Below are 24892 nucleotides of genomic sequence, written 5' to 3'. Positions count from 1 at the left end.
GACGCAGATTGCGCATGGAGCCGGGATGGATGCAATTGAAAAATTTGATCAAATTGTGCCCGATACAAGATTGCTGTGACCAAAACGGCTCGGAAGAAATGCGAAGCCAAAATGTCCTGACGAAAACCTTTTGGCCAGAATTCCACCACCGCAAAATTCCATCACCGCAAAATTCGACCATCCCAGAATCCCACAGCCAAAGCTCCTCGCCTGGATTTGCCTGGGCAGAACTCAATCGCGAAACTCAGGTGGCAAGCGCAATCAGGTGATTGTCCCATTGCAGGCCCAGATTCTGTCGCAGCTCCAGCCCCCCGGGCCGCAGGGTCGAGATCGCGCCATTGCCGTCCGTCAGGGTAAACCCGTCGGGGCTTGCGGCCAGACCGCAGGCATCGGCGCGGTGGACCATCCGTAGGTAGCTGCCATCTGCGCCGTGGATCTGCACCACGCCACCTTTGGGCGAGGTCAGGCCGATCTCGCCGGTGGCGGGGCTATAGGCGATGGAGCCTGCATAATTGTCCATCGCAAAACTGTCTTCCAGCGAAGGTTCGTGCAGGGTGATCCGCCCCTCATCCCAGAGCGCCAGCAGGGCGGGGTATTCGGCCGGATCACCTTCCCATTGCATGGCGCAGGCGGCGCGCCCATCGGGCAGCAGCGCCAAATGGCGCAGCGAGTTCTGATGCAGCTCGGGTGGCGGTTCGGCCAGCGAGACCAGCTTGCCCTCGGGCGTGACCCGCGCCAGATTGGGACGCATCGTGTCGATGTTAAGCTTGGTGCGGTCGGTCGGGTCGGTGGCGATCCCGCCATTGGCGATCAGCAGATCCTCGGACAGCGGCAGGCGGCGCAACTCATGCGGGCCGATGCCATGGGTCGGGATCTCGCCGATTCTTGTATAGGTCGCGCTTTCCCACAGCCCCACCCGGCCTTCGGAATTTTCCGCCAGCTGTTCGGATGTATACAGCACGCTGCCATCCAGCGAATACGCACCGTGGCCGTTGAACTGCCGTCCCTCGGGCGGGGTCAGCCGGGCCAGTGCCTGTCCGCGCGCGCAATCCAGCACCAGCGCATAGCTGCCGGGGCGGCGGGCAAAGGCCACGGCATGGGGGCGTTCGGGATGGGCGGTCGCGGCATGGCCGCGCGCGGGCAGCGGCAGCGCAAACAGGCTTTCGCCGGCAAGGCTGAGCCCGTGCAGGCTATAGCTGCCATCGGGGGTTTGCGCTGCCGCCAGATAGGCCGGGCTGCCGATATCGGCCCAGCTGAGGCGCGGCATGGCCCCGATCGCGGCCAGTGTGGTCAGGAAATTGCGCCGCCGCATCGGATCAATCCCCGTCGGCCGCGTTGAAGCCGATGCCGGTGCCAAGCGCGGGCGCAATCTCGGCCATGGCGGCATCGCGGATGGCGTGAATGGATTGCGCCAGAATTTCCGCCTTCAACCATTGCTGCGGATCGGCAACCTGCGCCAGATCGACCCGCGGCACCATGGCCTCGGCCTTGGCAAAGGCCGCATCGGTCAGGCTGTCCTTGGCATAGAGGGTCTGTGCCAGATCACGGGTGGCAGCAAGCGATAGCGCGATATTGCGCATGGTGCGGCCCGACAGGCGCGATTCCACCCGTTCCGGGCGCGGGATGTCAAAGGTCGCAAGTGGCCGCCCGATGCGGGTGTCGGCGTTGAACTCCACCCCGGTGACCAATGCGGTCAGCATGGCCTGCCGCGCCTCAGCCTCGCTGTGATACCGCCCGTCCTTGCCCGGATGGGTCAGGGCTTGTGCGAAGCCGCTCCGCCAGCCCGCCTCGACCTCGGCGGCCATGCGGGCCAGATCATCGGCCAGTGCCAGCGCCAGATCACAGGCGTAACCCTCGGGCGGGGTATCGGCATAGATCAGCCGCTCCATCCCGGTAAGCCCCCGGAAGGCCACTGATTGTTCGGCGATCTGTTCCGGCGTCAGCAACGCAGGATCGGCCTTGCGAAAGGCGGCGGCGGTCTGTTTGGCACCGATGCCCTTGGGGTCGGGCCAGAAGGCGATGGCCAGCACGCGACCGTCATCTTCGACGGGCCCGAGCCGCAAATGGGCGACGCCGATCCAGGCATCATAGGCCGCATTCCAGCCATCGCGCAGCGTATCCCCCGCGCAGCTGTCGATATCGGCCAGTGCCCGCGTGGCCTCGGTGAAACGGGCATATCCGGGCAGGATATGATCCTGCACCGCCTCGGCCACATCGGCGCGCGCGGGCAGGGCAAAGGTCGCGGCAAGGCAAAGCGAAACAAGAAGCGGCTTCATCACAGGCTTTCCAGATAGGCGATGAGGGCATCACGGTCGGCGGCTGGCATGGCGGCAAAGGCATCGCGGGCCTTCTGCGCCTCGCCCCCGTGCCAAAGGATCGCCTCAGACAAAGTGCGGGCCCGGCCATCATGCAGGAATTGCGCATAGCCGGAAACCTGTTTCGTCATGCCGATGCCCCAAAGCGGCGCGGTGCGCCATTCCCTGCCGGTGGCGCGGCCTTCGGGTCGGTCATCGGCCAGACCTTCGCCCATGTCATGCAGCAGAAGGTCGGTGAAGGGCCAGATCAACTGAAAGCTCTGTTCGGGCTGGTCCTTCAGGCGATGGGTCACGAATTTCGGCACATGGCAGGCCGCGCATTGGGCCTGATGGAACAGTTGCTTGCCTTGCAGGACGGTCGGATCGTCTGGATTGCGGCGTTCCGGCACGGCAAGATTGCGGGAATAGAAGGTCACAAGATCAAGGCTTTGGGCATCGACCTCCAGCCCGTCGCGCATATCGGGTTCCTGACCGTGAATGGCGTTGATGCAGGCGTCTTGCGCAGTGGTGCATTCACCCCAAGGGGCCGGGTGCAGCGGCGTCGACAGGCCCATATCGCCGGAAAACGCGGCGGCGGATTGTTCCTTGATGGTGGGATTGCCGGCCTTGTGGCCAAAGCGGCCCAGCATCGGCACGCCAAATTCCACGCTCATCACGATATTGGGGCGGCCGGAAATGCCGTCGCCATCGGCATCATCGGGATCGGCATGGGCCAGGATGTCTTCCGCCGGGATCGCCTCCAGCAGCCCCAGTCCGATCATCTGTGGTGCCACGCGGGGCGAGATCTGCAGATCGGGATGCAGCGGGCCATAGCCCGGATTTTCCACGCTATAGCTCGGCGCGCGCAGGCTGATCACCGTGCCATCCTTCAGCGTCACCGGCTGTTCAGTCCAGCGGATGCCCATGCGGCCCTCTGCCGGGTGACCCTGCGCACCGAAATCCTGCAATTGATGGCCATAGACCGGCTCGGGGCTGGTCGCGATATACTCCGCGATCTCGGGGACCGGATCCCCACCGGGGATCGACAGGCGCAGGAAGATCGAGACGCGCTGGTCATCCGGGTGCTCCGGCGTATGGCCGCGCCCATCCTTGATATGGCAATCCTGACAGGCACGGGCGTTGTAAAGCGGCCCCAAGCCATCGGAGGCGCGGGTGGAGGAGGGCGAGGCCACCCATGTCTTGCGGAACAAGCCGTTGCCCAGCTTGAAATCCATCTCGCTGGCGAAAGGCATATTGCCGGAGCTTTTGGAAAACGCATCCGCCGTGTCGATGACCCGTGTGCTGGCGGCACCGCCCGGTTTGGTCTCGAACCGTTCGGGGGCCGAGAAATCGGTGGGGGCTGCCGTGATCGCCTTGATCCGCGCCACCTCTGACGCCTTGCGAGGCACAACGGGCAGATGTCGGTCGTCCAGCTGTTGCGCCGCGAGGGATGTTGCCGCCAGGGCTGACATCAACAGGATTGCGGACAGTCTGAAGGCAGGCCCAAAGACAGGCGCGCGCGCGGCAAGGTGCGGGCCTGTCTGGGCAGGGCAGGGCGGCATGGCAGGGGGCCGGAGCATGGGGAGAGGTCTCCTTTCCCCCTTTCCTTGATCGCCTTGCCTGACAGTTTCAATCGGAAAGTTGAACGGGCCGGATCACAGGGCTGCGACCGATTGGCACCACCCGGAAATCCGGCCCGTGAACCGTTTGGGAACGGCTGCCCCCGGCCTGATATCTGCCGGGGGAAAGGGATCACTCGGCCTGATCGGCCGGTTTGGCATTCAACATGCCATATTTTTCTTCGCCGAGCTTGTCGAACAGGCCAAGCTGGGTTTCGAGGAAGTCGATATGGCCTTCCTCATCGGCAATCAGCGCATCGAACAACTGGCGGGTGACGAAATCGCCCACCGCGTCGCAATGGCGGCGCGCCTCGATATAGAGGGTGCGCGCGTCATGCTCGCCCGCGAGATCGCATTCAAGCGTCTCGCGCAAGTTCTGGCCGATGCGCAGCGAATCCAGCTTTTGCAGGTTCGGATGGCCTTCAAGGAAGATGATGCGCGCGATCAGACGATCGGCATGGCCCATTTCCTCGATGCTTTCGGCGCGGGATTTGGCGGCCAGATGGCCATAGCCCCAATCTTCCTGAAGACGGTAATGCAGCCAGTATTGGCTGACAGCGGTCAGTTCGGACCGCAGGGCCGCGTTGAGATATTCGATGACCTTGGCGTCGCCCTTCATGGGAATTCTCCTGCGTTGCATGATGCTTTTGTCACGTTGAAGCAGAAGGTAAGGCGATGCGCGCCCCCTGTCTATGGGGGGCACGCAGTTTTTAGAATAATTCTAAAGTCGACAGAATTGGTCTACTTCGGGCCGACCGAGCGCAGGGCGCGGCTGCGCAGGACCGGGGGGCGGTCGCGCGCGATTTCCCCCGGAACGTGGAAGCTGTCACAGCCCCGCATCGTATCCAGAAACAGCGGCATACAGCCCCCGCAATCCGCGCGCTTGCCAAGCGCATGGTAGATCTTGCCGGGGGTGATGATCGTCTCCGCATCGGCTGCCCGCATCCAGTCCACCGCGGCGCGGATGTCCCGGTCGGAAATGCTTTGGCAATGGCAGACGATCATCTTGCGCTCGCTGGATGAGAGAGGATTACTGGAACACGGCGTCCGGGTTATCGAGGCTGTCGGAGCCTTCGAACTCGATTGCGCTGAGGCCAAGCGTGGTCACGGCGCGCTCGATCGAGGCGGTCTGGGTCACCAGCGCGTTGACCGCGCCCATGATCAGGTCTTCGCCCTGCTTGTTGCCAGCTTCCAGCATCTGGTCATAGGCCATGCCGCCATTGACGGCGGTGCGGATCGCCTCAAGCGCGGCCACCGAATTGTCGAGCTCGGCCTTCAGCTGGGTGTCTAGCGCGCCATCCTTGGCGGCGACCAGTTCCGACAGCGACGGGCCGGATACGGTGCTGCCATCGGGGCGGGTGTAGCTGCCCAGATAGACGTTCCGCACACCCAGACCATCATAGTAATGGCTGTTATGGGTGTTGTCGGAGAAGCAGTCATGTTCTTCTTCCGGGTCATTGAGCATGAGGCCAAGCTTCATGCGCTCGCCGGCCTGCTCGCCATAGGACAGCGAGCCCATGCCGGTCAGCATGGCCTGCACGCCTTTGGCCGGATCTTCCGAAACGGCCTGACGCGCAGCGCCGCCTTCGGCCCAGTTGCCGGCCATTTCTTCAAGATCGGCGACCAGCAAATCGGTCGCGGCCTTCAGGTATTGCGCGCGGCGGTCGCAATTGCCGCCGGTGCAATCGGCACCGGCCGCGTAATCGGTGAACGGACGAGCCCCCGCGCCGGGACCCGTGCCGTTCAGATCCTGCCCCCAGAGCAGGAATTCAATGGCGTGATAGCCCGAGGCGACATTGGCCTCGATGCCTTCGGCTTCTTGCAGGCTGTCCTTGATCAAGGCCGGGGTGATCGTCGTCGCGTCAATCTCCTTGCCGCCGATCGACAGCTTGGGGGTTGCGATGACGTTCAGCGTGGAGAGCGGGTTTTCTTCCGACTGGCCATAGGAAGGATCGACATAGTCGATCAGGCCCTCGTCCAGCGGCCAGGCATTCACGCGGCCTTCCCAGTCATCGACAATCGGGTTGCCGAAGCGGAAGACCTCGGTCTGCTGATAGGGCACGCGGGCGGCAAGCCAGGCGGCTTTGGCCGCTTCCAGCGAATCGACTGACGGTGCGGCAATCAACGCATCCACCGCCGCCTGAAGCGACTTGGCCGTCGCAAGGCTGTCGGAATATCCGGCCTCGGCGATGTCGGCATAGGTCTTCACGACCTCTGCATCGGTCACGGCAAGTGCCGGGGTCGATGCAGAAGCCAGAAGGGCGGCAAGCAGGATACGTTTCATAATGGGTCCGTTACTTGGTGAGGATCAGTTTGCCCGCGCGGGTGATCCGCAGCGAATAGACCTGATCATGCAGCACGATGCGGGCCAAATTGCCGCCTTCGGTCAGCGACACGGCATCGTGGCATGGGGTCTGGTCGGCAGCGAGGGTAAGCAGCGCGCGGGTATCGACTTGCATATTCATCGGGGCATCTCCATCCGGTCGAGAAGGGCCGTGAGATCCGGCGTCGACGGAAGGAACCCGGCCATTGCCTGCCGCAGAAGCTCGGTCAGGCTCTGATCCGGCAGGCTGGGGGCAAAAGGGCCGTTGGGTTGAACTTTCATCTGGACCTCGAGTGAGTGAGCGAAAGGCCTTGGGCGATCCGGGCTGACCCGAGGGTTGGCTTGGATGTGCAATAGGTGACAAAAATGCTCCGGGTTGTAAAGTCTGATTCTTTCACTTGGTTATTCTTGTGGGCTGTTTTTCCAATGGCTTTGCCCGCGGCACGGGGCGGCGCGGCGCGCGCGGAGACCTCTTTGGGGCGCACAATCTGTGGTGGCATTGCCATGGGTCACAGGAATGCCCGGCGGGTGCTTGTTCCGCGCCATGGTTTTGCCGCATGATGCCGCCAAGGCAGATACAAGAATATAAAACGACGGACAGGCAAGATGATGAAGGCGGCTTTCCTCGCGGCGGCCCTGTTGGGCATTCCCCTGCTGGGGCTTGGGGTCGGGGCAGGGCCCGTTGCGGCGCAGGAGCGCGTGACACTGGGCTTTGCGCGGCTTTTTACCAATGACGCATTGGGCGACACCCATGACCGCTGGCGCAGCGGCGCCTATTCGGTCAGCCGCTTTCGCGGCGACCGTTGGGGCGGCAGTCTGCCAGATACGTTTGGCGTGATTCTGGAACAGCGCCTGCGTGCCGAAATCATCGCGCCTGAAAGCCTGACCACCCGCAATCCTGACCGGCTGTATGCCGGTGTGATTGCCCCCGGCCTCGCCACGCATTGGGCGCTGATGGGGATGGAGGCACGGCTCGGGGGCGAGTTGGTCTTCACCGGCCCGCAAACCAAGGTCGGGGCCTTCCAGCGCGAGGTGCACCAAGGCATCGGGCTGGATCGGCCAAGCGTCCTTGGCTCGCAAATTCCCGATGGCGTGCATCCGACGGTGAACCTTGAACTGGGGCGGACGCTTTCGCTGTCACAGCGGGTGTCGCTGCGTCCCTTCGCCGAGGCGCAGGCCGGCGTTGAGGATTATGTCCGCGTCGGGGGGGATCTGGTGCTGGGGCGTTTCGGTCATGAGGGTCTGTTTACCCGAGACACAGTGACCGGCCAGCGCGTCCTTGGCATCACCGGCACCGCCGATCCCGGCCTCAGCTTCACGCTGGGTGCCGATATGGCGCGGGTGTTTGACAGCGCCTATATGCCTGCGCGTGGGCCCGCCACCCCGGAAGACCTGCGTGGCCGCCTTCGCGCCGGTCTGCATTGGCAGGGCGAGCGGTCGGATGCGTTTTACGGCGTGACCTGGCTGGGCAAGGAATTCGACGCCCAGCCGGAAGGCCAGGTGGTCGGATCTGTGCGACTCAACCTCAGGTTCTGATCTGTTGCGCAAGTTCAACAGTTGATATGCGGAATGCGCCAAATTCCGCCGAAACGTGATAGCCAAATCGTTAACGGCCTGCTAATTTCTGCCCAACAATAAAGAAAACGAGCAGGCAAACAGGCAATGAAAACGGGCTTAGGCGGCACGTTTGTCATTTCTTGGTCGCAGACAGAGACAGACGGGACGCGGGGCGCGGCCCTCGACATGCTGGCCGTAGGCGCCGCCTGGCGCTGGACGGGTGTGCCGGTGCGGGTCGATGGCCCGCAGAATGTGCTGATTCTGGAGGCGGCCGAGGGGGCAGCGGAGCTTCGTCGTCGTGCGGCGCGCATCGTGCGCCGCCTGATCGGTGCATCTCTCGGACGGCCGCGACCGGCCGAAGCCGAAAATGACATGGCGGCTGCGGATGAACCCGAACAGGGCTTCGTCGTGACCGACGGCCTGCAATCCTATGCGGTGACCGTGATTGATGTGCCCGATACCGGCGCAAGGCTTGCGATGTTCGTGGGCGATATGCCGCCCGAGGGGCGCGACATGTGGATCATGCGGGTGGCGATCGACCGCACCCATCGCGGGGCCGGCGCGCGTCATGCGGGCGGTGTGATCTGCTTCACGCCAGATACCCGCATCGCCACGCCCGCAGGCCCGCGGCTGATCCAGCACCTGCGGCCGGGTGACTGGGTTCTGACGAAAGACAATGGCCCGCAGGAAATTCTATGGACCGGGCAGCGCCGGATGAGCGGCGCGCGGCTTTACGCCATGCCGCATCTGCGCCCGGTACGGTTTCGCGCGGGTGCCCTCGGCACGGGGCAGCCTGACGGTGATCTGCTGGTCTCGCCGCAACACCGGATGGTGCTGCGCGGCCCGACCGCGCGGGCGCTGTTCAACAGCGACGAGGTGCTGGTCGCGGCAGAAGATCTGCTGAATGACCGCAATATCCTTGTCGATCACACGCTCCGCGAGGTGACCTATATCCACCTGCTGCTGGAGCGTCACAACATCCTCTTCGCCAATGGCATGGAAAGCGAGAGCTTCCACCCGGCCAATACTGCGCTGGAGATGGTGGAGGCCACGCAGCGCGAAAGCCTGCTGGGGCTTTTGCCGGGGATCGACGTGCAGCCCGAAGCCTATGGCGATTATGTCCGCCGCAACCTTTCGGCGTCAGAGGCGGCGATCCTGCGCCACGACATGGCGATGTGATCGCGGATCAAGGGTGGCGGAATAGCGGGGGCTGTCTGCCCCCGCACCCCCGAGGATATTTAGGAACAGATGAATGGGAAGAGGGCCGTCTTCACCCTATCATCTGTTCCTAAGTATCCTCGGGGGTGAGCCGCAACGCGGCGAGGGGGCGCGAGCGCCCCCTTTTCTATCGCGCAGGGGCAGGGACCGCGATACAGCCGGGGATTGTCGATTGACGCGCGGGCGGGGGCCTGTATAAGCCCCCTCCATGTTCCGGAAGCGATTCCGGGGCTTTTCATTGGTGTTGGTGGACCCCGCAAGGGGAAACCTGTCGCCGGATCCCTGAAAGGGGGCCGGAAAGGACAACGCCCTTCAGACACAGAAGGAGATCAGCGATGACCAAACGCACCGCTGCCAAGTACAAGATCGACCGCCGTATGGGCGAAAACATCTGGGGCCGTGCCAAGTCGCCGCTCAACAAGCGCGAATATGGTCCGGGCCAGCATGGTCAACGCCGCAAGAACAAACTGTCGGATTTCGGCACCCAGCTGCGCGCCAAGCAGAAGCTGAAAGGCTACTATGGCGACCTGACCGAAAAGCAGTTCCGCAAGATCTATGGCGAAGCCGAGCGCGTCAAGGGCGATACCGGCGAGATGCTGGTGGGTCTGCTGGAGCGCCGTCTGGATGCGGTTGTCTACCGCGCCAAGTTCGTTCCGACCGTCTTTGCTGCCCGTCAGTTTGTCAACCACGGCCATGTGCTGGTGAATGGCAAGCGCGTGAACATCGCTTCCTACCGTGTGAAGGAAGGCGATCTGATCGAAGTTCGTCAGAAGTCGAAGCAACTGGCCATCGTGCTGGAAGCCGTCGCCCTGACCGAGCGTGACGTGCCGGATTACATCGAAGTCGACCATTCCAAAATGACCGCGAAATTCGTGCGCACCCCGGCTCTGTCGGACGTGCCCTATCCGGTCGTCATGGAACCGAACCTCGTCGTCGAATACTACGCGAAGAACTGATCGTTCTTTTTGCATCTTGTGCTTTGGAAAGGGCCTGCCATGTGCGGGCCCTTTTCCTTTTTGAGCCGCAGTCTGGGGCCGCTGCCTGGGCTGAGGACGGCGCAGCTTCGCAGAAGGCAGGCAAGGCCATCTGATCCAGATCAACGCATGGGCCGGCACCTGGGCTCTATGGTTTGCGAAACGCAGCTGCCAGATCCCCGCAGATGCCGGAATCCGGAACCGCCCATGTCTTTGATCGCCTTTCTTTCCGCCACGCTGGCGCTGCTGCTGGCCCCGGGGCCGACCAATACCCTGATGGGGGTGGCCGGGGCGCAGGGTGGGATGCGCCATGTGCTGCATCTGCTGCCGGCGGAACTTCTGGGCTATCTTGCCACGATCCTGCCTCTGCTTCTGCTGGGGGCGGGGGTGCTGGCGCAATACCCGCAACTTGTCTCCGCGCTGACGCTCGCCTCGGCGATCTGGGTCATGGTCCTTGCATTGCGGTTGTGGGGGCAGCAGGTGCGCGGTGGGGCGGATACCGCGATCACCCTGCGGCGGGTCTTTGTGACGACCCTGCTCAATCCCAAGGCGCTGATCTTCGGCCTTGTATTGCTGCCCGATCCGGCAAGCCCGGATATTCTGTCGCGCCTCGGGCTGTTCTGCTTGATGGTCAGCGGCGTTGCCATGGTCTGGGGTGGGGCGGGGGTACTGGCGCAGGCGGGCCTGGGCGGGGCCGCACGCGTGCAGGTGATCCAACGCTGCGCCGCGCTCTGGCTGGCTATCGTCTCGATCACCCTGATCGCCGGGGTGATCCGCGCCTGAGCGCGGATGCCGGTTCAGGTTTAGGCTGGCAAAAACTCTGGAACGAGCCGGATCAGCGTTCGAACAATCCGCTGATTTCAGCGCGTTGCGAGGCCTTGTCATAGGCGCAGACCGCGACGCGTTCGGTGGTTGTGCCTGCCTCAAAACCGATCAACACGGCAAAGCCATAGGATTCCGACCCAAAGGGATCGACGTGAATTGTATTTACCGCAATCTTGCCCACCGCAGCACTCAGGCAGGTCTGGCGCACATCTTCGGCAAATTCCTCCCATGCGTCGCCGCTGGAGGCGCGGGCGGGCTGCATGGATGCAACAACCCCGGCAAGCAGGCAGGCGGCAATCGAAAGCGGCCGGGCAAGGCCAGAACACGGTATCCCAAAACGCTGTGTCATCGATAGTATTCCTCTGAAGTCCGGCTTCGCCCACAGGTATAGCGGTAAATCCGGGTGGTGCCAGCGCTTTGGCCGTTCGGGGCGTGGCCCATATGGCCCCGACATGGCGCGGCGGCCGCGATCCCGAAGAATTTTGGTCACACTGTCCTTTCGCCGGGCTTTTCTTTTCAGGCACCGCCGCTTATTTCGCAACTGCAGCACAAACAGGAGTCGCGAAGCAATGGCCGCGGACAAGAATTCTCTCGAAGCCCGGTTCGAGCAGGGGCTTTTCGCCTCGCGCTGGCTGATGGCACCGATGTATCTCGGGCTGGTGATCAGCCTTGCGATGCTGACCATCGTTTTTGTGAAGGAACTGGCCTATTACGCGGGCAAGACCTTCACCATGACCGCCGATCAGGGGATCCTTGCGATCCTGACGCTGATCGATTTGTCGCTGGCGGCGAACCTTTTGCTGATCGTGCTGTTCTCGGGCTATGAGAACTTCGTCTCCAAGCTGGATCTGGGCGATCAGCGCGACCGGCCGAGCTGGATGGGCAAGGTCGATTTCTCGGGCCTGAAGATGAAGCTGATCGCCTCGATCGTCGCGATCTCGGGCATCCATCTGCTGAAGGTCTTCATGGAGATCGGCAAGGGCGCGGTGCCGCTGGATCCGGCCAAGCTGCAATGGATGGTGATCATCCATCTGACCTTCGTGGCCTCGGGCGTGCTTCTGGCACTGATGGACTGGCTGGCGGCCAAGACCACCAAGCACTGAGACGGGCAAACACTGAGGCGGGTCGCAATAGCACCCGAAACCACCCCGAAACTGACGCAACAGGGCCGCGATTGCGGCCCTTTCGCATGGCGCGGGCAAATCGCACTGGCAAAGCGCGGGGGCGACCGCTAAACCCGCCTCGGAAGACAATGGAGACCGCGATGACCGACGCCATCCGCCCGCAGCCCGGGATCATGGATATTGCCCTTTATGAAGGTGGCAAGGCCCATGTTGCCGGCGTGAGCAATGTGGTGAAGCTGAGTTCGAACGAAAACCCGTTCGGACCCTCGGACAAGGCAAAGGAAGCCTTCGCCAAATCGGTGCATCAGCTGCATCGCTACCCCTCCACCGATCATGCCAGCCTGCGTCAAGCCATTGCCGAGGCGCATGGTCTGGATGCCAGCCGCATCATCTGTGGCGTGGGCTCGGATGAGATCATCCATTTCCTGAACCAAGCCTATGCGGGTCCGGGGGATGAGGTGCTTTATACCGAGCACGGTTTCCTGATGTATAAAATCTCGGCCATGGCGGCGGGGGCCACCCCGGTCGAGGTGCCCGAGCGCGAGCGCACGACCGATGTCGATGCGCTGCTGGCGGCCTGCAATGAGCGCACCAAGCTCGTGTTCATCGCCAATCCGAACAACCCGACCGGCACGATGATTTCCGCCGGTGAGGTGGCGCGTCTGGCGCGCGGCTTGCCGCCGCAGGCCATTCTGGTGCTGGACGGGGCTTACGCCGAATATGTCGACGGCTTTGATGCGGGCCTCAGCCTGGTCGAAGCGATGCCGAATGTGGTGATGACGCGGACTTTCTCCAAGATCTATGGCTTGGGCGGTTTGCGGATCGGCTGGGGCTATGGGCCGAAAGACATCATCGATGTGCTGAACCGCATCCGTGGGCCGTTCAACCTGTCCAATACCCAGCTGGAAACGGCTGAGGCTGCGGTGCGCGATCAGGATTTCGTCAGCAAATGCAGATCCGAGAATGCCCGCCTGCGTCATTGGCTGGCCGAGGCGCTGGCGGCGGTTGGCGTGCCCTCTGATACATCGATGGCGAATTTCGTGCTGGCGCGCTTTGCCAATACCGAAGAGGCCGAAGCCTGTGATGCCTTCCTGCAAGAGCAGGGGCTGATCGTGCGCCGCGTCGCGAGCTACAAGCTGCCGCATTGCCTGCGCATCACGGTGGGCGATGAGGCCTCGTGCCGCCGGGTCGCCTATGCGATCGGTCAGTTCAAGGGCGTGAAGTGATGGTGGGCGCGGCGTGGCAACGGGCGTGACGGATGGCGGGCGCAAAGTGATGGTGGGCGTGAAATGACGGTGATCTACAAGCGCGTCGCCCTGATCGGGCTGGGGCTGATCGCCTCTTCCATGGCACATGCGATGAAGGCGCAGGGGCTGGCGGCTGAGATCGTGGGCTATGCCAAATCGCCCGAAAGCCGCGCCATCGCCTGCGAAATCGGCTTTATCGACCACGCGGCGGATACTGCGGCCGAGGCGGTTCGGGGCGCCGATCTGGTGGTGCTGGCCGTGCCGGTCGGCGCGATGGAGGCGATTGCGACTGAGATCGGGCCTCATCTGGCACCCGGCGCGACCGTCACCGACGTGGGCTCTGTCAAGCAGGCGGTGATTGCTGCGGTGCAGCCGCATATGCCGGAAGGCGTGCATTTCATCCCCGGACACCCGATTGCGGGCACCGAACATTCCGGCCCGCGTTCGGGCTTTGCCAGCCTGTTCCAGAACCGTTGGTGGCTGCTGACACCGGTGCCGGGGGCCGATCCCGAGGCCACGCGCCGCCTGCGCCAACTGTGCGAGGCGATGGGGGCCAAGGTCGACGAGATGGATGCGGCGCATCACGACCTCGTTTTGGCCGTCACCTCGCATACCCCACACCTTATTGCCTATACGATGGTGGGCGTGGCTGACGATCTGCGTCGGGTGACCGATAGCGAGGTGATCCAGTATTCGGCGGCGGGTTTTCGCGACTTTACGCGGATTGCCGCCAGTGACCCTACCATGTGGCGCGATGTGTTCTTGACGAACAAGGAGGCGACGCTGGATATTCTCGGCCGGTTCACCGAGGAGCTGTTCGCGCTGCAGCGCGCGATCCGTCTGGGGGATGGCGATCATCTGCACGCCTATTTCACCCGGACCCGCGCCATCCGTCGGGGGATCATCGAAGCCGGGCAGGACACCTCTGCGCCGGATTTCGGGCGGGGTCAGCCGCCCGGCTGATTGAGACGGGTCGGGGGATATCGAATGAAATCTGTTGCACTGGTTCTTGCCACTGGTTTTGCGCTGTTCTCCGGTGCGGCAGGGGCAGAGGGGCTGCAGAAATCGCTGCTGCCCAAGGCGCGTCCGGTGCTGGATGCGGCTGCCGGGGCCACCCAATCTTCGCGACCCACCGCGCCTTCGCAAACGCCGGTGCCTTCGCAAAGTCCGGCACCATCTCAGATCTCAGGGCCCGCACAGATGGTGGTCGCCACGGTCTCCACCGCCAATGCGATCATCCCTCCGATGAAGCCGCAACCACGCCCGGATGGGCTGGCTGAACGTTATGCGAAGGTGCTGGAGGATCTGGCCGCGCCGAAGATCGATCCCGGTTCTGTGACCGAAGTGGCGGCGCTGACGCTGGTCAAGCCGCTGACCCGTCCCAAGCCCCGGCCTGCCAACCTGGACACCACGCGCCGGAAAGAGGCACCCGAGGCGCGGGTGCAAAAGGCGGCGGCTGTGCGCACCCTGCCGGGTAAATCTGCCGTCTTATCGCAAAAGGGATCGGTCTGCGGTGATCCGTCGATCCGGGGCCAGACCATTGCCCCGATCACCAGCCGGGTGCAGGGCTGCGGCATCGCCGATCCGGTGAAGGTGACCGAGATTGCGGGGGTGAAGCTGTCGCCGGCTGCGACCATCACCTGCGACACGGCGCAGGCCGCGAAATCCTGGATCGAGCGCGGCGTGCAGCCGGCCTTTGACCATCAGGTGGTCAAGCTGCAAATCGCGGGCAGCTATGTCTGCCGTCCGCGCAATGGCAAGAAGGGTGCCAAGGTCAGCGAGCATGCCCGCGGGCGGGCAATCGATGTCGCGGCCTTTGTGCTGGCCGATGGGCGGTCGCTGTCGGTGCTGGGCGATTATCGCAAATCCCGTGCGATCAAGGCCGCGCATAAATCGGCATGTGGCCCCTTTGGCACCACCCTCGGGCCGGGGTCGGATGGCCATCACGAAGACCATCTGCATATGGACATCGTGAGCTATCGCAACGGACGTTACTGCAAGTAAAGGGGGCGGGGCGCTTGGTGCCCTTCGGCCCGTGTCCACGGCACAGCCATGGGCGCTTCACGCGCGCGTCCAAGCAAATGGCGTGTGAAAAAGGAAGAGGCACAGGCATGTCCTCCTCTCTCATTCGTCTTATCTCAACTTTCCTCAGGTCGGGCGCGCCGTTGGTGAATGGGCGCGCGGGCCCGAAAGGGGCGCGGGCCCCCCTTATCTTTCCGTCAGCTTCAGTTCGATCCGGCGGTTCTGGGCGCGTGCCTCGGGGCTTGTGCCTTGTGCGACGGGCTGCCATTCGCCAAAGCCGGTGGCGGCAAGGTGATTGGCCGGGAAGCCCAGATCTGTCTGCATATAACGCACGACTGACAGGGCGCGGGCCTGGCTCAGTTCCCAATTGTCGCGGAAGGTGCCAGTGCCTGAAAGTGGCACATCATCGGTATGGCCATCGACGCGGATGATCCAGTCAATGCCGGGCGGGATCTCGGAGGCGACCTCTTTCAGCGTCGCGGTCACGCTGGCAATCTGGGTGCGACCCTCAGGGGCGAGATCGGCAGAGCCGGGGTTGAACAGCACTTCGGACGAGAACACGAACCGATCGCCCACGATGCGCACGCCTTCGCGCCCGGCCAGAACCTGCCGCATCTGCCCGAAGAACTCGGAGCGGAACTTTTCCAGATCCAGCTTCTCGGCCTCCAGCCGCTTGCGCTCGGCCTCTTCCAGCTCCGCCCGGCGCTTTTGTTCCGAGGCGACCTGCGCCAAGGCCGAATTCAGCTGCCCGCCCAGATTTTCCAGCTGCACCTTGGCCGCGCTGTCCCGCGCCACGGCGCTGTCCAGCAGGCCCTGCAATTCGCCCAACTGGCTGCGCAGCGCCGCGATCTGTTCGTTCAGCAGGGCAACCCTGCGGTCAGATTCGGTGGATCTGGTCTTTTGATCGGCCAGCAGCGCGCGGGCGGTCTCCAGCAGATCGGCCTGCGGGGCCTCCACCCCTTGGGCGGCGGCCAGCAGGGTCAGGGTTTCCTCCGCCCGTTTGCGTTGTTCTTCGAGCGAGAGCGTCAGGGCGGTCAGTTCGCTGTCCGATGATTGCAGCTTGTCGCGCAATTCCTGCAAGGCATTGGCATCGACCAGCTTCTCGGCCTCGGCCTGTGACAGCGCCACGCCCTGCGCAGCATTGTCGGCGCGCAGCTTGGCGGCCAGGGCCTCCACCGCGTCGGCACGGGCGGCGGCAAGGCGCGCGGCTTCGGTCTGGGCATCAATCTCGGTGCGGGCTTTCGCAAGGGCAAGGTTCAGCGCCTCTTGCTCGGTCAGCAGTTTCTGCTGTGCCGCCTGCAGTTCGGTGACCGAGGCGGTCAGGGCCTGCGCCTCGCCCTTCGCCGCGTCGCGTTCGGCGATCAGGCTGGCCACTTGCGCCTCGAAACTGGCGATACGGCCCCGTGCCGCCGTCAGATCGCCCTGCGCGGTGGTCAGTTGCGACGACAGCGCCGCGATCTGCCCCGCCTGTGCCTCGCCACGCGCGCGGGCCTCGGCCAGTGTGGCAGTCAGATTGCCCACCTCGGCTTGCAAGCCATCGGCGCGCTTGCGCTCCAATCCAAGTGTATCGGCCAGTTGCGCGACCTGCGCGGTCAACGAGTCCAACTCGGTGTCCTGGCTGTCGATGGTCTGGCGTAGCACCGATTGCATGACGGTGAAGATCGTCAGAACGAACATCAGCACCATCAGCAGCGTGGTCACCGCATCGACAAAGCCGGGCCAGACCATGCCTTCGGAATTGCGATCCGATCTGCGGCGGGACAGGGCCATGGTCAGCCCCGCATCCGCAGCAACTGCCGCACCGATTGGGTCAGCGCCGACAGATCGCCGCGCAGATCGGCCAGACTTTCCTGGCGCCCAGCCGAGATTTCCTCAAGAATCCGTAGCAATTGCACATCGATGGAGCGCAGCCGCATCCGGCTTTCGGCATCGACATGCGGCCCGCCATCCTCGCGCGTCAGGGCCTGGACCATGCGCTCCTGCCCTTCGGCGATGCGCATCAGCAGGGCGGTCTGTGCCTCCTGCGCCTCAAGCCGGGCGGCAAGGCGGCTGACTGCGCCCGCCAGTTCGCCGGTCCGTTCATCCGCAAGGCTGCGGCTGACATCGGATTGGGTGAACAGCATTTGCAGATTGTCGATCTGCCCCCCGAGATTGTCGAGCACCTGCGCAAGCTGCCCCATGCCATTGTCGCCACCCTCGCCACCCTCCAGCCCGATGCGGGTGATCGAGGACAGCCATTCCTCAAGTTCACGGAAGAAGCGGTTCTGGCCATGGCCCGAGAACAGTTCCAGCAAACCGATGACCAGCGATCCGGCAAGGCCCAGAAGCGAGGATGAAAACGCTGTGCCCATGCCGCCAAGCTGGTCTTCCAGCCCACTCATCAGCTTTGTGAAGATATCGGCAGAAGATTCGCCTTCTTGCGGGGTCAGCGAGCGGATGGTTTCGACCACCGCCGGCACCGTCGTCGCAAGGCCGTAGAAGGTGCCCAGAAGACCGAGGAAGATCAGCAGGTTGGTCAGGTACTTGGTGATATCGCGCGCCTCGTCCAGCCGGGTTGCGACGGAATCAAGGATCGTGCGCGAGGACGATGACGAGATCTGCATCCGCGCGCTGCGCGGCCCCAGCAGCGCGGCCAGCGGGGCAAGGATGCGGGGCGCGGCCTCCACCTCTGCGCCGGGGCGGTCCTGCACGAAGGCATCGATCCAGCTGACCGATTGCACCAGTTGCCAGATCTGCCAGAAGCAGCTGATCAGGCCAAGGACGAAGACGGCCACGATCAGGAAGCTGAGACCGTGATTGGCCTCGAAGATATGGCGCAAGGTCGGAAACATCAGCCAGCATGTCGCGCCGACGGCCGCCAGCGAGACAAGCATCAGCACGATCTGACGGATGGGTTGCGTAAAGGCGGGCGGAGGGGTCTGGGCCAGACGGGTCACGAAGAATTCCCTGCTGCTCGGGGCGCTTTGGGCGTCAGGATAGGGGCGGGCCGTCGATAAGCCAAGCGCTTAGGCGGTCAGTTCACGCACCCGTTGTGCCAGCCATTCCAGATCCGGATCTGCGATGCCCAGATCGGTCAGATGTGCGGCCGTGTTCCACAGGTAATCGCGGTTGGGGCCGCGCCCGCCGGTGGCATGGGCGATGATTTGCGCCTGTTCCTCAAGGGCCAACCCGCCGCAATATTGCACATGGTCGGGGTCGATCACATAGGTCAGGCAGGCGATGGTCTGGCCTTCTGCCGTGACGGGCAGGGTTTCTTCCAGATAGGCGGAAGACACCAGCTCGCGCTCGCGCAGCTCCGCCAGCGTCTGCGCCTCAGCCCCCGGTTCGACGCGAAAGGCCACGCCATCACACCATGCGCCATTGGCCCGATCCAGCGCCAGAACCAGACCCGGCGCGGTCTCGCTGCCACGATGATGGATGGAGCGCATACAGAAGCTGCGATGCCAGCCCGAGGCGCGGGCGATGCGCCGTTCCGCCACCGGAAAGCCGGGATGCCAGATCAAGGAACCGTAACCGAAGACCCACATGGCTGGCCCTCCCTTCCCGGTCTTAGTAAGATGGCGCAAAGCGAAGGAAAAGGGGCTGAAATGCGGGCGCTGACTTGGATCGTGATCATTCTGGCGGTGCTGTATGGCGGCTACTGGTTCGTGGGCGCGCGCAGCGCCGAACAGGCGGTGGAAACCGCGCTGCAAGAGGCCGGTGCGCGCGGCATTCATATTGCGCATCAGGGTTATGGCATTTCGGGCTTTCCCAGCCGGTTCGACCTGACGGTGACTGAGCCGCGCGTAGATGCAGGCGGCGTGCAGTGGCAGGCACCTTTCGCGCAGGTCTTCGCGCTGAGCTATACACCCTGGAAGCTGATCGCAGCGCTGCCGGAAGAGCAGAGCATCAGCTTTGCCGGGCAGGCGGTCGATGTGGCCTCGACCGAGATGAAGGCCTCGCTGTTCATGAAGCCGCGCGGCGCGTTGCCGCTGGACCGGTTCGATGCGGTGATCGAGGGGGCGAGCCTGCGCTCGGACGCCGGATGGTCGCTGGGCTTTGCCTCGGCCAATGCCTCCTTGATCGCGGGCGAAGGGGCGCAGGCGCAGGCGGCGTTCCGCATGTTGGATATCGTGCCGGATCAGGCGCTTATGGCGCGGCTGAACGGCGCGCTGCCCGGCACGGTCGCGCGGCTGGACCTGCTTGCTGACCTGACCCTGGATGCGGCCCTGGAACTGCGCGGGGCGGCGCCACGGTTGCAACAGGTGTCGTTGACCGAGGCCAATCTGATCTGGGGGTCTTTGACGCTGAAGGCGGCGGGCGATCTGGTCGCAGATCCGCAGGGCCAGGCCGAGGGCACGGTGCAATTGCGTGTCGAGGGCTGGCAGGAGGGCCTGGCCGCGCTGGAGGCCGCCGGTCTGGTGCCGGAGCAGTTCCGCTTGCCGCTGCGCTCGGTGCTGGAAAACCTGGCCGCGCAATCGACCGAGACGGGGGTCTTGCAATTGCCGCTGGTGATGGCGAATGGCCGGATGATGTTGGGGCCGGTGCCGCTCGGCCCCGCGCCGCTGCTAAGGTAGCGTGATCTCGGCGCGGTGACGGTCGATCACCGCGTCACCGCGATGCAATACCGCCTCGCCGATATAGTTGCCTGACGGCCACCGCGCCGCGCGCAGGCGCTTGCCAAGCGCGCGGAAACTTTGCGCCTGTGTCCGTTCCAGCGTGACATTCTCTTCGGCCAGGATCCCGTCCGGGCCAGTCAGACGCAGATCCAGCCGGTCACCCGCGCGGGTGCCGTAAAGATAGGCCCAGAACACGAAGCCGGGGGATGTTGCATCGGGCCGGGCGACATCACCCTGCTGCACCGCATCATAGGCGGGCACCTCACTGGCAAAGCCGCCGGTGATGAGGCCGCCCGGTTGCAGCGCCAGATCAGGTTGCCAGAGATCGGGCTGGGAAGCGCCGCAGGTGGATTGCGCCTCGGGCGCGAAGGGATCGACCTCGGTGCCATTGCGGCGCAGGCTCAGATGCAGATGCGGAAATTCGGTCATGCCGGACAGGCCGATCTCACCCAAAGGGGTGCCTGCAGCCACCCGATCGCCCGCCTTCACCCGGATGCTGCCTTGCTTCAAGTGGCAATACTGGGTTTCCCAGTCGTCCTCATGGCTTAGCACGACGCCATTGCCGCATTCGCGCCCCGCAACGGTTGGCGCGCCCGCATCCCCCTGCCGGATATCGGCCATGCCATCGCGCAGGCCTCGCACCGTGCCGGGGGCGGCCGCGAGCACAGCCACACCGGCCTGCATTGCATTCAGTGAAGGCAGGGCGAAATCGGTGCCGTCATGGCCATCATAGGTTAGGCTGCCACAGGCAAAATCCTGTGCGCCGGGGCCGGGATCGTGGTCTGGTGCGTGCTGGATGAAACAGCTTTCGCCAAGCATGCAATCGACCGGCAAGGCCAATTGAAAAGCCCCCGCCGGAAGGGCGGGGGCGATCAGCGCCGCAAGCAGCGCCGGTTTCAGCGCAGGGCTCATTCCGCCGTCAAGAGCGGCGGCTTTTGCCCGGTGAGGCGCGGCTTGCCGGGCTCTTCGATCACGAGGTCGATCTTGTCGTCCTTGACGCCGACCCGGACCACACCACCTTTTTGCAGACGGCCAAACAGCAACTCCTCTGCCAGCGGTTTCTTCAGATATTCCTGAATGACCCGGCCCAGCGGACGCGCGCCCATCTTGTCGTCATAGCCATTGTCGCCCAGCCATTGCGCGGCCTCGGGCGACAATTCGATATGGACATTGCGATCCATCAACTGCGCCTCAAGCTGCAGCACGAACTTCTCGACCACCTGCATGATCGTGTCCTTGATGAGCGGCGCAAAGGAGACGACGGCATCCAGACGGTTGCGGAACTCCGGTGTGAAGGTGCGCTCGATCGCCGCCGTATCCTCGCCCGTGCGCTTTTCGCGGCCAAAGCCAATGGCGGATTTCTGCATATCCGAGGCACCGGCATTGGTGGTCATGATGAGGATGACATTGCGGAAATCAACCTGCCGCCCGTTATGGTCGGTCAGCTTGCCGTGATCCATCACCTGCAACAGAATGTTGTAGACATCCGGGTGGGCCTTTTCGATCTCGTCCAGCAGCAGCACGCAATGCGGGTGCTGGTCAACACCATCCGTCAACATGCCGCCCTGATCGAAGCCGACATAACCGGGGGGCGCACCGATCAGACGCGAGACCGCGTGTTTCTCCATATATTCCGACATGTCGAAACGCAGCAGCTCCACCCCCAGCGTGTTTGCCAGTTGCTTGGCGACCTCGGTCTTGCCGACGCCTGTTGGCCCAGCGAACAGATAATTGCCAATGGGCTTTTCCGGCTCGCGCAGACCGGCACGGGCGAGCTTGATCGAGGCCGAAAGCGCCTCGATCGCCTTGTCCTGCCCGAAGACCACGCGTTTGAGCGATTTTTCCAGATCGCGCAGGATCTCGGCATCGTCTTTCGACACCGATTTCGGCGGGATACGGGCGATCTTGGCCACTACGGCCTCGATCTCCTTGATGCCGATGGTCTTGCGGCGCTTGTTCGCCGCCAAGAGATGCTGCGCGGCCCCCGCCTCATCGATCACGTCAATCGCGCTGTCGGGCAGTTTGCGGTCATTGATATAGCGCGCGGCCAGTTCCACCGCCGATTTGATCGCCTCATTGGTGTAGCGCAGATCGTGATGTTCCTCGAAATGCGGCTTCAACCCTTGCAGGATCTTGATCGTGTCGGGAACAGACGGCTCGTTCACGTCGATCTTCTGGAACCGGCGGCTCAGTGCGCGGTCCTTCTCGAAATGCTGACGGAACTCCTTGTAGGTCGTCGATCCCATGCAGCGCAGCTTGCCGCCCTGCAGCGCAGGCTTCAGCAGGTTGGAGGCATCCATTGCCCCGCCAGAGGTGGCACCGGCCCCGATCACGGTATGGATCTCGTCGATGAACAGGATCGCGTCTGGGTGATCCTCCATCTCCTTGACGACGGCCTTCAGACGTTCCTCGAAATCCCCGCGATAACGGGTGCCTGCCAGCAGCGCGCCCATATCAAGGCTGTAGATGGTCGCCCCGGACAGGATTTCCGGCGTTTCACCATCGACGATCTTCTTTGCCAGACCTTCGGCAATCGCGGTCTTGCCCACGCCCGGATCCCCCACCAGCAGCGGGTTGTTCTTGCGGCGACGGCACAGGACCTGAATCGCCCGCTCCACCTCGGCCTCGCGGCCGATCAGCGGGTCGACATCGCCCTTGCGGGCCTTCACGTTCAGATCGACGCAATATTTGGACAGCGCCGATTCCTTGGCCTCACCCGCCTCGCCCTTGGGCGTCTCGTGCTGATGCTCCTCCGATCCGGTGATCGGGCGGCTTTCGCCAAAGCTCGGGTCCTTGGCCACGCCATGGGCGATGAAATTCACCGCATCATAGCGGGTCATGTCCTGTTCTTGCAGGAAATAGGCGGCATTCGATTCGCGCTCGGCAAAGATCGCGACCAGCACATTGGCGCCGGTCACTTCGGTCCGGCCCGAGGATTGCACATGGATCGCCGCGCGCTGGATGACACGCTGGAAGGCGGCGGTCGGCACCGCCTCCGACCCTTCGACTTCGGTGACGAGGGTGGAAAGGTCATCATCGACGAATTCGGTCAATGTCTTGCGCAGATCATCAAGGTCGACCGAACAGGCACGCATGACGCGCGCGGCATCGGGTTCGTCGATCAGCGCCAGAAGCAGATGTTCGAGCGTTGCCAGTTCATGACGGCGGGCATTGGCCAAAGCGAGCGCGCCGTGGATGGCCTGTTCAAGGGTGGTGGAAAACGATGGCACGATCGAGTGCTCCTTCCTTCTGGCGGGGGAGGGGTGTGACCCCCCTCCGGTCCGACCTTGGCCTCATAGGGTTAAAGTTCGGTTTTACTGCGCGCCGCTTCAAGCCCCAATTCGCAGATTTGCCCGTTTGGCAGGCATCGGTCACAAAATGTGATCCTTTGGATTCACCAAAGCCTCAGAAATTGTCCTTGAGGGCGCGGATTTTGGTGAAAACCTCGGCATCCGGCGCGCCTTCCATGCCAAGTGCCGCCTTCATCGCCGGATCGCGGGCGCGCAGCATCGGGTTGGTTGCGATCTCTTCCGACAGGATCGAGGGCACGGTGGGCAGGCCTGCGCTGCGCGCGCGGGCGATGCGGTCCAGCCGTTCGGTCAGCGCGGGCGGCTCATCCAGGCTTCGGGCGAAGCGGGCATTGCTTTCGGTATATTCATGCCCCGAACAGACCACCGCATCGCCGGGCAGATCCATCAGCCGCGACAGGCTGTCCCACATCTGTGCCGGGCTCCCCTCGAACAGCCGGCCGCAACCCATCGCCATCAGGCTGTCGCCGGTGAACAGAAATCCATCCTCGGGGAACCAGAAGGCGATATGGCCGACCGTATGGCCCGAGACGTCGATCACCTCTGCATCGGCGGAACCCAGGCTGAACCGCTCGCCCGGCATCACCGTCCGGGTCAAGGGCGGCAGGCGATGGGCGTCGGCTGCGGCGCCGATCACCGCCACATCGGGGCCAAGGGCCAGCCCTGCCAGCCCGTCGACATGATCGCTGTGGTGATGTGTCAGAAGCACATGGCTCAGTGCCCAGCCGCGCGCGTCCAGCTCTTTCAGGATCGGATCAGCCTCCGGCACATCGATCACGGCTGTGGCCCCCGAGACATCATCGTGGATCAGGAAGGCGTAATTGTCCTTCAGGCAGGGGATGGTCACGAGTTGCAGCATGGCGTTTCCTGTTCTGTGGTCTATGGTGCCAGACAGATCTCTGACTGGACGGTCTCTCGTTATCTGAAATCCGGCGTTGCCTGAAATCTGGGGCCTGGGGGAAGCGGCTGCAATGCATCTCGACGTGCTCGACCTGCGGAATTTCTATTATCGCACCCAATTGGGGCGCGTGGCGCAGCGCGCGATCCGCGATCAGCTGGTTTCCATGTGGCCTCCGGCGGCCGGCGAGACGGTGGCAGGATTCGGTTTTGCGGTGCCGCTTTTGCGCCCCTATCTGGCGGAAGCGCGGCGGGTGATCGGCCTGATGCCGGGCCCGCAAGGCGTGATGCCCTGGCCTGCCGGCATGGAGAATGTCAGCGTTCTCTGCGAGGAAACCGCATGGCCTGTCCAGACCGGCCATGTCGATCGGTTGGTGCTGATGCACGGACTTGAGACATCGGATAACCCATCAGAGGTGCTGGCGGAATGCACGCGGGTTTTGGGGCCTGGCGGCAAGGCGATTTTCGTGGTGCCCAACCGATCCGGCCTCTGGGCGCGGCGCGATGGCACGCCCTTCGGCTTTGGCAGGCCCTATTCGCTGGGCCAGCTGGAGGCGCAGCTGAAACGGCATGGGTTCACGCCTGAACGCCATGTGGCATCGCTTTATGCCCCGCCCTCGGCGCGGCGTTTCTGGTTGCGCACCTCTCATGTCTGGGAACGGCTTGGGCGCGGCATTGCCCCCTGGCTTGCGGGTGGGGTGCTGATGGTGGAGGCCAGCAAGCAGGTCTATGCCCCCACTCGCGGCGGACTTGCGGCGGCGGTGCGCAAACCCTTGAAAGTGCTGGAGGGCATGGGCCAACCCGCGCCGGAGCCCGCGCTGAACCGGCTGGATTGACCACCCGGGCAGCGGTTGCAGGGCCCAGGTTTGGTGCCCCTTGCCCAAGT

General features: G+C 63.7%; 24 protein-coding genes. 10 read left to right on the top strand and 14 right to left on the bottom strand.

Annotation, left to right across the window (positions count from 1 at the left end):
- Positions 1 to 244: 244 nt before the first annotated feature.
- The 7 genes from GBJ34_RS03435 to hemP all read right to left on the bottom strand — a co-directional run bounded on the left by GBJ34_RS03435 (position 245) and on the right by hemP (position 6372).
- A complete protein-coding gene (locus GBJ34_RS03435; protein ID WP_151717852.1) occupies positions 245 to 1312 on the bottom strand; it encodes a DUF1513 domain-containing protein in 1068 nt (355 codons plus the stop codon).
- A 4-nt stretch (positions 1313 to 1316) separates the two neighbouring features.
- Positions 1317 to 2276: an imelysin family protein gene (locus GBJ34_RS03430; RefSeq protein WP_151717851.1), complete on the bottom strand. Its 960-nt coding sequence runs from the start codon at positions 2274 to 2276 to the stop codon at positions 1317 to 1319.
- Entirely contained in the window at positions 2276 to 3766 is a 1491-nt protein-coding gene (locus tag GBJ34_RS03425) for a di-heme oxidoreductase family protein (protein WP_151717850.1), read from the bottom strand. The genes GBJ34_RS03430 and GBJ34_RS03425 overlap by 1 nt, the downstream gene beginning before the upstream one ends.
- A 280-nt stretch (positions 3767 to 4046) precedes the next feature.
- Positions 4047 to 4532, bottom strand: a complete 486-nt coding sequence (bfr, locus tag GBJ34_RS03420) for a bacterioferritin (RefSeq protein WP_151717849.1) — start codon at positions 4530 to 4532, stop codon at positions 4047 to 4049.
- Positions 4533 to 4654: 122 nt separating this feature from the next.
- Positions 4655 to 4918, bottom strand: a complete 264-nt coding sequence (locus GBJ34_RS03415; protein WP_151717848.1) for a (2Fe-2S)-binding protein — start codon at positions 4916 to 4918, stop codon at positions 4655 to 4657.
- Between the two features lie 25 nt (positions 4919 to 4943).
- Positions 4944 to 6197: an imelysin family protein gene (locus tag GBJ34_RS03410; protein WP_151717847.1), complete on the bottom strand. Its 1254-nt coding sequence runs from the start codon at positions 6195 to 6197 to the stop codon at positions 4944 to 4946.
- A 10-nt stretch (positions 6198 to 6207) separates the two neighbouring features.
- Entirely contained in the window at positions 6208 to 6372 is a 165-nt protein-coding gene (gene hemP / locus GBJ34_RS03405) for a hemin uptake protein HemP (protein ID WP_151717977.1), read from the bottom strand.
- Positions 6373 to 6842: 470 nt separating this feature from the next.
- Between hemP and GBJ34_RS03400 the strand changes: the two genes are divergently transcribed.
- The 4 genes from GBJ34_RS03400 (at position 6843) to GBJ34_RS03385 (ending at position 10768) form a co-directional block, all read left to right on the top strand.
- Positions 6843 to 7772: a lipid A-modifier LpxR family protein gene (locus GBJ34_RS03400; RefSeq protein ID WP_151717846.1), complete on the top strand. Its 930-nt coding sequence runs from the start codon at positions 6843 to 6845 to the stop codon at positions 7770 to 7772.
- Positions 7773 to 7979: 207 nt separating this feature from the next.
- Complete coding sequence (locus tag GBJ34_RS03395) at positions 7980 to 8972, top strand: Hint domain-containing protein (protein ID WP_404811393.1); 993 nt, start codon at positions 7980 to 7982, stop codon at positions 8970 to 8972.
- 374 nt (positions 8973 to 9346) lie between these two features.
- The gene (gene rpsD / locus GBJ34_RS03390) at positions 9347 to 9967 is read left to right on the top strand and encodes a 30S ribosomal protein S4 (RefSeq protein ID WP_151717844.1); all 621 of its coding nucleotides are present in this window, start codon (positions 9347 to 9349) and stop codon (positions 9965 to 9967) included.
- A gap of 225 nt (positions 9968 to 10192) precedes the next feature.
- A complete protein-coding gene (locus GBJ34_RS03385; RefSeq protein ID WP_151717843.1) occupies positions 10193 to 10768 on the top strand; it encodes a hypothetical protein in 576 nt (191 codons plus the stop codon).
- Positions 10769 to 10820: 52 nt separating this feature from the next.
- Here GBJ34_RS03385 and GBJ34_RS03380 read toward each other — a convergent pair whose 3' ends face one another.
- Positions 10821 to 11159, bottom strand: a complete 339-nt coding sequence (locus GBJ34_RS03380; protein WP_151717842.1) for a hypothetical protein — start codon at positions 11157 to 11159, stop codon at positions 10821 to 10823.
- A gap of 220 nt (positions 11160 to 11379) precedes the next feature.
- On the opposite strand from GBJ34_RS03380, the gene GBJ34_RS03375 reads away from it, so the two are divergent.
- From GBJ34_RS03375 to GBJ34_RS03360, 4 genes are all read left to right on the top strand, one after another.
- Positions 11380 to 11913, top strand: coding sequence for a TIGR00645 family protein (locus GBJ34_RS03375; protein WP_151717841.1), 534 nt, complete (start codon positions 11380 to 11382; stop codon positions 11911 to 11913).
- A 161-nt stretch (positions 11914 to 12074) separates the two neighbouring features.
- Complete coding sequence (gene hisC, locus GBJ34_RS03370; RefSeq protein ID WP_151717840.1) at positions 12075 to 13160, top strand: histidinol-phosphate transaminase; 1086 nt, start codon at positions 12075 to 12077, stop codon at positions 13158 to 13160.
- A 63-nt stretch (positions 13161 to 13223) separates the two neighbouring features.
- A complete protein-coding gene (locus tag GBJ34_RS03365) occupies positions 13224 to 14144 on the top strand; it encodes a prephenate/arogenate dehydrogenase family protein (RefSeq protein WP_151717839.1) in 921 nt (306 codons plus the stop codon).
- A 24-nt stretch (positions 14145 to 14168) separates the two neighbouring features.
- On the top strand, positions 14169 to 15185 hold the full coding sequence (locus GBJ34_RS03360; protein ID WP_226341026.1) for an extensin-like domain-containing protein: 1017 nt from the start codon (positions 14169 to 14171) through the stop codon (positions 15183 to 15185).
- Positions 15186 to 15389: 204 nt separating this feature from the next.
- Here GBJ34_RS03360 and GBJ34_RS03355 read toward each other — a convergent pair whose 3' ends face one another.
- The 3 genes from GBJ34_RS03355 to GBJ34_RS03345 all read right to left on the bottom strand — a co-directional run bounded on the left by GBJ34_RS03355 (position 15390) and on the right by GBJ34_RS03345 (position 18730).
- Positions 15390 to 16973 (bottom strand): peptidoglycan -binding protein, encoded by a 1584-nt coding sequence (locus GBJ34_RS03355; RefSeq protein ID WP_151717838.1) that lies wholly within the window; start codon positions 16971 to 16973, stop codon positions 15390 to 15392.
- 2 nt (positions 16974 to 16975) lie between these two features.
- The gene (locus tag GBJ34_RS03350; protein ID WP_151717837.1) at positions 16976 to 18139 is read right to left on the bottom strand and encodes a biopolymer transporter ExbB; all 1164 of its coding nucleotides are present in this window, start codon (positions 18137 to 18139) and stop codon (positions 16976 to 16978) included.
- A gap of 69 nt (positions 18140 to 18208) precedes the next feature.
- Positions 18209 to 18730, bottom strand: a complete 522-nt coding sequence (locus GBJ34_RS03345; protein ID WP_151717836.1) for a gamma-glutamylcyclotransferase — start codon at positions 18728 to 18730, stop codon at positions 18209 to 18211.
- 60 nt (positions 18731 to 18790) lie between these two features.
- Between GBJ34_RS03345 and GBJ34_RS03340 the strand changes: the two genes are divergently transcribed.
- On the top strand, positions 18791 to 19759 hold the full coding sequence (locus GBJ34_RS03340; RefSeq protein ID WP_192931094.1) for a DUF2125 domain-containing protein: 969 nt from the start codon (positions 18791 to 18793) through the stop codon (positions 19757 to 19759).
- On the opposite strand, the gene GBJ34_RS03335 is transcribed toward GBJ34_RS03340, so the two are convergent.
- From GBJ34_RS03335 to gloB, 3 genes are all read right to left on the bottom strand, one after another.
- Entirely contained in the window at positions 19751 to 20713 is a 963-nt protein-coding gene (locus GBJ34_RS03335) for a M23 family metallopeptidase (protein WP_151717834.1), read from the bottom strand. The two genes, GBJ34_RS03340 and GBJ34_RS03335, sit on opposite strands and share 9 nt — an antisense overlap.
- Positions 20710 to 23031, bottom strand: coding sequence for an ATP-dependent Clp protease ATP-binding subunit ClpA (clpA, locus tag GBJ34_RS03330; protein ID WP_151717833.1), 2322 nt, complete (start codon positions 23029 to 23031; stop codon positions 20710 to 20712). The genes GBJ34_RS03335 and clpA overlap by 4 nt, the downstream gene beginning before the upstream one ends.
- 175 nt (positions 23032 to 23206) lie before the next feature.
- Entirely contained in the window at positions 23207 to 23968 is a 762-nt protein-coding gene (gene gloB / locus GBJ34_RS03325) for a hydroxyacylglutathione hydrolase (RefSeq protein WP_151717832.1), read from the bottom strand.
- 112 nt (positions 23969 to 24080) lie between these two features.
- Between gloB and GBJ34_RS03320 the strand changes: the two genes are divergently transcribed.
- Positions 24081 to 24842 (top strand): class I SAM-dependent methyltransferase, encoded by a 762-nt coding sequence (locus GBJ34_RS03320; protein WP_151717831.1) that lies wholly within the window; start codon positions 24081 to 24083, stop codon positions 24840 to 24842.
- Positions 24843 to 24892 lie beyond the last annotated feature (50 nt).

The organism is Gemmobacter serpentinus, from assembly GCF_008973825.1.
GTDB classification, from domain to species: Bacteria; Pseudomonadota; Alphaproteobacteria; order Rhodobacterales; family Rhodobacteraceae; genus Gemmobacter; species Gemmobacter serpentinus.
This window is presented reverse-complemented; position numbering and strand designations above follow the sequence as displayed.